The organism is Priestia sp. P5_B4, assembly GCF_056400385.1.
Genome location: NZ_JBFULJ010000153.1, coordinates 1 through 6,891, shown reverse-complemented (window position 1 = coordinate 6,891; position 6,891 = coordinate 1). Strand labels below are relative to the sequence as shown.

The 6,891-nt window shown below is 37.1% G+C and carries 7 protein-coding genes; 6 read left to right on the top strand and 1 reads right to left on the bottom strand.

Annotated features, from left to right (window positions below; translation table 11 throughout):
- Window positions 1-267 precede the first annotated feature (267 nt).
- The 5 genes from AC1DRF_RS13480 to AC1DRF_RS13460 all read left to right on the top strand — a co-directional run bounded on the left by AC1DRF_RS13480 (window position 268) and on the right by AC1DRF_RS13460 (window position 4,412).
- A complete protein-coding gene (locus AC1DRF_RS13480; RefSeq protein ID WP_477740916.1) occupies window positions 268-615 on the top strand; it encodes a hypothetical protein in 348 nt (115 codons plus the stop codon).
- 48 nt (window positions 616-663) lie between these two features.
- Window positions 664-870: a hypothetical protein gene (locus AC1DRF_RS13475; RefSeq protein WP_016766132.1), complete on the top strand. Its 207-nt coding sequence runs from the start codon at window positions 664-666 to the stop codon at window positions 868-870.
- A gap of 1,465 nt (window positions 871-2,335) precedes the next feature.
- The gene (locus tag AC1DRF_RS13470; RefSeq protein ID WP_427076337.1) at window positions 2,336-2,647 is read left to right on the top strand and encodes a hypothetical protein; all 312 of its coding nucleotides are present in this window, start codon (window positions 2,336-2,338) and stop codon (window positions 2,645-2,647) included.
- Between the two features lie 255 nt (window positions 2,648-2,902).
- On the top strand, window positions 2,903-3,904 hold the full coding sequence (locus AC1DRF_RS13465) for a DUF3231 family protein (protein ID WP_323618945.1): 1,002 nt from the start codon (window positions 2,903-2,905) through the stop codon (window positions 3,902-3,904).
- A gap of 160 nt (window positions 3,905-4,064) precedes the next feature.
- Window positions 4,065-4,412 carry a DUF805 domain-containing protein gene (locus AC1DRF_RS13460; RefSeq protein WP_427076339.1) on the top strand — a complete coding sequence of 116 codons (348 nt, stop codon included), beginning with the start codon at window positions 4,065-4,067 and terminating at the stop codon, window positions 4,410-4,412.
- Window positions 4,413-4,444: 32 nt separating this feature from the next.
- Here AC1DRF_RS13460 and AC1DRF_RS13455 read toward each other — a convergent pair whose 3' ends face one another.
- Window positions 4,445-5,629 carry an iron-containing alcohol dehydrogenase gene (locus AC1DRF_RS13455; RefSeq protein ID WP_477740915.1) on the bottom strand — a complete coding sequence of 395 codons (1,185 nt, stop codon included), beginning with the start codon at window positions 5,627-5,629 and terminating at the stop codon, window positions 4,445-4,447.
- Window positions 5,630-5,787: 158 nt separating this feature from the next.
- Here AC1DRF_RS13455 and AC1DRF_RS13450 point away from each other — a divergent pair, with 158 nt between their 5' ends.
- Window positions 5,788-6,888, top strand: a complete 1,101-nt coding sequence (locus tag AC1DRF_RS13450) for a sugar diacid recognition domain-containing protein (protein WP_477740914.1) — start codon at window positions 5,788-5,790, stop codon at window positions 6,886-6,888.
- Window positions 6,889-6,891: the final 3 nt, after the last annotated feature.

Below are 6,891 nucleotides of genomic sequence, written 5' to 3'. Positions count from 1 at the left end.
GGTTAAGACACCGCCCTTTCACGGCGGTAACACGGGTTCGAATCCCGTACGGGTCATCGAAAGAGCAGTTTGCAAATGCAAACTGCTCTTTTATTTATGTTAGATAACTACAGATTTTGATTGAGACTGTATAAAATTCTAATGTSAAAACTTCAAAATTTTTGAGTCTAATCTCTGAAATTTGAACATAACGATACTAGTACTTTAAGAATAACACTAGGATAACGTGCTATAATGGATAAAACTGAATACYAGGGGTAATGAATAATGGAGGAATTAAAGCGAAAAAACCAAGGTGCTGCGGAACTAGAYGAAAAGGGATTTAAGTGGATGCRTTTCGTCAGCTTCTTTATGATTGTGAACCTCATTTTCACCGTAGCTTTAGTAGCAGTTGTTCTAATAGYTCCACAAATTCAAGAAACTTTTCAATGGGKAGCATTTGGTGTATATGGGTTTACAGTTCTTTATCTCATCTTTATGCGTGAAGTAGCCTTTAAAAAGACATATGGTTCTTTAGCAGTTTGGATGCGCACTGTATGGAATTTTAGTTTTATTGCTAGTGCGTTTGGGRCCATTAGCATGTTTATAGGGAACACTCACTGGACTTTATTTTAAAGGAATCTGTCTTCTTGTGTTGAAAGTGAAAGTAAGGGAGGAATTTATATGAATCCATATGAACAATTACAATTAAACAAAGAAGTAGAAGCGATTGCTAAACAACGAATTGAAATTCATAAACAGCGAATAAAGYTATCTGAAGAGTTAGAGCAAGACTTTGATAATACAGAGCTCCAAAATAAAATTATTGAGTTAGAAGAAGAAAGTCAAAAACTAAAGAAAAAGAGTGAAGCTTTACAAGCTAACTATTAAACATCCTYTCAGGGTGTTTTTTAATCAACGTATTTTWAAAAAACTGTGATTTTATTGAAGCTATAAGCTTGATTATGAACAAACTGTTGAGTCACTTATTTTGTTAGGACGTCCAATAAAATTAKGAARCGAAGAARACTTTACTTCCTTGCCTCGTATACTTTTACCTTATTGTAAAATGTCTCTTTCTTCATGKCTACYTCTGATTTAAAAGAAAAATAGGCGCTATCATAGAGCTTATTATTGCTATTATACTGTTTAACTTTAGTACGTTTAAAACAAATAAGCGATTGATAGCAAATCAAATCTTACATATCATAATTGCTAATTACTGAGAAGGTGTTTTATATCAACTAGAGTGGAAGATAAAATAYAGTSCAAGACAGAGTMGCTGCATTCGAGTATGTAGTTTGGCTATGCTTTGAATGGGATTCAMAATGCTAATTMTAAATAAGTTTGCTTTGATCCCCATGTAGACTACATTTAAAAGRGAAGCACATATCAAGAATATGAGAKRAAACGTTGGAATAGCCAATAATGTTATAATAATRAACGARTTGGTATAAAGGAGTTGGTACTATCACCATACAAAATCTTATTGACTCARAAGATTTAGAATTGCCATTTGTYTTTTATTATGACGGRGATTTCGTACGTCAATCAATTAAAAATGGAACGAACATACTAGAAAGATATGATTAYGTCGGAGAAGYTGAATTAGAATTACTTCAAGAAACTGGATTTRTTGAAATTTGTATAGAGGGTTATGGTGGGATGAGAATAGGTGATAAAATTGATGTCTCTGTTGGTAATTTAGAAACTAAAAATGTTACCRAACCATTTGTTTTAGAAAAACTTGATAAGCGATTTTATTTTTTAATACCCTTTCATCCTTATTGGGTGAGTACAATGGAAGATGGGGGKATCCTCATCTCATATTCTATAAAAAGTGTACTAAATATGACTACTTATAGTTCTGAAACAGTACGTTTTCATAAAGATATTCTATCTAGYTCAACTGTATATTAAAATAAATRTAGTAGCTTAATCTATTGCTTGTTAATATGCYGTTAGATATGTATCTTTTTAGAACAAATAAAATAACTTACTGAAATAGTCTTTATATAGAGCAGAACAAGCAGATTCTTAATTATTAAGAGCCTGCTTGTTTTACTTTATACCCAGYATTAGATTCTTTATTTAACAGCTTCTTTAAATTCTTTTCCTGGCTTAAAGGCKGGAGCCTTTGTAGCATCAATAAATTCAGCTTTATTCATATCTAAATACCTTATTCCTTACTGTGTATAGTCTGTATAGACAAAAAATATATCATAGTTTCCTTATAAGGATCAAACCTATGTTCTTTTAAATGCATCATGCATCTGCTAGAAAACTCTAAAAAAAGTTAACATTGCATGTTTTGTTTCCTTTTAGTTAGGGAAATGGAAATAAAAGAAAGATAAAAATGATTAAAAATGAGGAGAAGGAGTGGCAAAAAGTGGTATATAGTCAAGCAGTAAGAAAACCTGAGTTTCAACAAGCGGAATCGGAAGGGTTAAATGAAGCCATTCACGAGTACATAACTCGTCGTACACGTCACAATGCACCGGTTGTGGATGCGCTTCGATATATTATGACCATTGAACATAAACATGAACGCATGCAGGTAGCAGCAGAACTGTTCGGATCAGCTATTCAGCGTGTAAAAGATCAAGATATTATTCAATATCTAAAAAAATGCGGAAGCTACAAAAGGATTTCTGATACAATGGAATAAAAACGTTTTCTTTGAAAAAGCGCCTTTAATGAGAGGGGGCTTTTTTTGTTTCCTCCATTTAAAAGCGAGGGTAAATACATAGAATTCTTCCAATTTGTGCATAGTAAATGAAGCAGAATTAATTGAGGAAGAGACAGAGTTGTGTATCTGACTACGAGGACGAATGTTAAGGTCTAGAATAAAGTCTTCATTACAGATACCCACTCTTGAATAAATGAAGATTTACGTATGTATCCCTAGCAGGAGGTTTAGTGCATGAGTCAAGAAATACCGTTAAGTTCAAGTGAAATTGCTACTCTTTGGATGACCTATCAGCAAAAAACAATGACCCAAAGAATTTTGGAATATTTTATTGCACAGGCAGAAGATGACGGGGCAAAGGAAATTATGCAGGATACGCATAGGCGAGTGGTGAACTACATTGAAGATATCAAAACAATTTTACAGAATGAAGGGGCTGCCTTACCAGTAGGATATACAGAAAAAGATGTAAATATAGGCGTTCCTAAGCTCTATGATAAGATGTTTGACATTATGTTTCTTCGCCTTTTAAAAGAAATTAGTATGGGGCTACATACGCTTCATTTAACCATGTCCTATAGAAAAGACATGATCTCTCTATATAAAGAGCTTACTGCTTTCACGCAAAGCGGCTATGACAAATGTGTAGGTTATCTTCAGGAAAAAAACGTGCTTCCAAGGCCTCCAGCTGTTTCCGTACCTAAAACAGCGAAGTTTGCTGAAGGCACAGATTACATGAATGGAATCCATTTATTTTCGAATAAACGGGCATTAAATACTGTAGAGGTAGCACATATTTATTACGCAATTGAAAGCAACATTTTTGGCATGCAAATGATTACAGGGTTCGCTCAAGTAGCAAGTGAGCCTGAAGTGAAGAAGTACTTTGTAAAAGGAAAAGAGTTAGCCAAGAAAATTGTAAATGATTATAGTAAAATTCTTTTGGAAAGCGATATCCAAACGCCTGCGACGTGGGGAGCGAAAGCGACCGAGTCAAAAGTAGCACCCTTTTCAGATAAACTAATGATGTACTGCGTGAGTTTATTCTGCAGTTTCGGGCTGGGAAGCAACGCTTTAGGCACTGCGTTTAGTTTACGTGGAGATCTTCCTCTTACTCTTGTCAGTACCGCCAAAGACATTTTAACATACGGACAAGACGGGGGAAAAATCATGGCTAAAAACGGATGGCTTGAAGAACCGCCAAGTATGGAAGACCGAAATGATTTGATTAAATAGAAAAGCATAATACATTACGAAAACTTCTTTTTTTGAAAGAAGTTTTTTCTTTTGCATAAAAAATGTCGTTATTTGCTCGTTTAACGGTTTGTTTTTTGAATAAAAAGGATATATAAACTATAAATTTACAATTTTATAATAAAAAAGGAGGTTGTTGCATATGAAGTGGTACATAAAAGTGTTGAAAAATTACGGGACGTTTTCTGGCAGAGCAAGCCGAACTGAATACTGGATGTTTGTATTGGTAAACTTTGTTATTTCATTTATTCTTTCTTTCATTCAGCTCGTTATTGATAAGCCTCTTTTTCTGCCGGTAATCTATTCGCTATTGATTGCAGTCCCTTCGTTAGCGGTAGGAGCAAGAAGACTCCACGATATGGGAAAAAGCGGATGGTGGCAGCTCATTACATTAGTTCCATTAATCGGAAGTATTTGGCTGATTATTTTATTCTGCCAGCCTAGCGATCCAAAAGAGAATCGTTTTGGTACAACGGCTAAAGCAGCATAAATAGAACTCCCCCTTACACAAGGGGGAGTTTTTTAGTGCACAGGTTCTACTATAGCACCATCATACGCCGATTGGTAAATAGCTCGGATGTCTTTTTCAAGAAGAGGCAAAGGACTGCGAGCGAGAATTCGTTTTTGCTGGACGCCATCTTCTGTCAGCTTTTGAAGGGCACTTTCTGGAATATCAAATCCGCGAAGGGTTTGAGGAATGCCTACGTCTTCGACAAGTGACTGCAGCTGTTTTACACACTGATAAGAAGCTTCTTCTGTTGATAAAGAGTTAGCGTTTCCGCCCAGTGCTTCAAAAATATCTCGCATCTTTTCCACACAGCTGCTGCGTATGTAACCCATCACATATGGAAGCAATACGGCGTTTGATTCACCGTGTGAAATATGAAACTGTCCACCTAACGGATAAGCAAGTGCATGAACACCAGCAACACCAGCGTTAAAAAAAGCAAGGCCCGCTAAATAGCTTCCGTAGCTCATCTGAGTTCGCGCTTCTTTATCTTTGCCATTTTCTACAGCTGTTCGCAAAGAAGAGCTAATCATGCGTATAGCCTTTAGTGCTAAGGCATCGGTTGCTGGATTTGCATTTACTGATACATAAGCTTCAACGGCATGAGTTAATGCATCAACCCCTGTAGCCGCCGTTACTTTAGAAGGCACGCTTAGCGTAAGCTCAGGATCTACAATCGCAGCGTCTGCAAGCAAATAGTCGTGGGTCACAACGTCTTTGGTGCTTTCAAGAGATAATACAGAAATATTCGTTACTTCTGAGCCCGTKCCGGAAGTTGTGGRAATTAAAATTTTAGGAAGACCTTTTTTTGAAATTTGTTTTGTACCAGTTAAGTTCAAGTATTCTTCTACAGCGCCGTCGTGAACGGCTAAAACGGCCGTAAGTTTTGCTAAATCTAACGCGCTGCCGCCGCYAACCCCAATGACTAAATCAAATTTTCGGCTTTTTGCGTAGGATACGAGTTTTTCACCGAGTGCTAAAGGCGGTTCTGGTGCCGTATCTGCATATACATCTACTTCGTATCCATTTTTAATGAGGGGAGAACTCACTTTATCCACAAGTCCAATGTCTTTTAACACGGGATCTGTGACAATTAAAATATGAGCAGGGTGATATTTTTTTACTTCCGGAAGCAGTTGCTGAAGTGATCCCCATCCTGTATAGCTAAGAGGGGTAAAAACTAGTTTTGACACAGTCATTCTTTTATCCTCCTATAGGCACTGTTTTGTTGGCGGTTTCAAAGATGTGGTTTTGCTTCTACGTATATTATAATGAAGTATCGCAAATTTTTCATTGAATACAAATTAGCTGTCACGAAAAAATTGAGCTTTACTTCACAGAGGCAAAGGATGAGGAAATGTTGAGATACGTAACAAAAGAATTAGCTCAGAAAATTGTGTGTAGAACGATGGAGATTATTGATTGCAACATTAACGTGATGAACGAAAAAGGAGTCATTATTGGTTCGGGTGACAAAAAGCGAATGAATCAAATCCACGAAGGAGCGTTGAGGGTATTAAAAAGCGGCAGTTCCTACGAAATTACTCAACAGCAGGCTGACTCGCTGCGCGGGGCCAAACCGGGCGTGAATTTCCCTATTTTCTTTAACGGAGAAATTGTTGGAGTCGTGGGATTAACAGGACTGCCAGAACAGATTCGTAATTACGGAGAACTCGTGCGCATGGCGGCTGAAATGATTTTTCAAGAAATGATTTTAATAGAGGAAATTCAATGGGATGAGCGATTAAAAGAAGAGGTGGTTCATCAGCTTCTTCAGCAAGAAGAGCCGTTTGACTCTTTATTTTTTGACCGAGCGAACCGCTTTGATATTAATTTATACCTTCCACGAGTGGCACTGATTGTTACAGCGGACAATTGCCATGAAGTTATGAAGCTTGTAAAGAAATACATAGCTAACAATGACCTATACGCTATGCTTCCAGACGGAGTGGTCATATTAAAATCTACAGAAGCAGGCAGCGCTAGCAGCTATGCGGAACAGCTGGAAAAACAGCTTCGGGCGTCTGGTATGGTGTGTAAGTTAGCGGCAGGATCTGTTCAAGCTGACCTTAAAGGCCTTCATGTATCTTATCAGCAGGCAAAAGATACGCTTGCGGTCGGTTCAAAGCTTCATCCAGAAGCTGATTTCTACTGCTATGCGGATTATCAAATTCCCGTACTGTTACGTCAACGCGCCGGTTTTCAAGAAAATCATGATCTGTTGGATCACTATAAAAAGCTAAAGGAATATGATAAGAAAAAAGAACTTATCGAAACGTTAACGGTCTACATAGAAGAAAATGGCGAAGGAAGCACGGCAGCTAAAAAGCTTTTTATACATCGAAATACGCTAAGCTACCGTCTAGATAAAATCCAAAGCATTACGGGAAAAGATCCAAGAAAAGTCAAAGACCTTCTTGAACTATATATAGCGCTACTGCTATCTAAAATTTCATAACTG

Bases quoted from the DNA above. Each gene is read 5' to 3' on its own strand.
- AC1DRF_RS13450 (WP_477740914.1), top strand. From the start codon at position 5,788: ATGTTGAGATACGTAACAAAAGAATTAGCTCAGAAAATTGTGTGTAGA.
- AC1DRF_RS13470 (WP_427076337.1), top strand. From the start codon at position 2,336: ATGATTAAAAATGAGGAGAAGGAGTGGCAAAAAGTGGTATATAGTCAA.
- AC1DRF_RS13460 (WP_427076339.1), top strand. From the start codon at position 4,065: ATGAAGTGGTACATAAAAGTGTTGAAAAATTACGGGACGTTTTCTGGC.
- AC1DRF_RS13465 (WP_323618945.1), top strand. From the start codon at position 2,903: ATGAGTCAAGAAATACCGTTAAGTTCAAGTGAAATTGCTACTCTTTGG.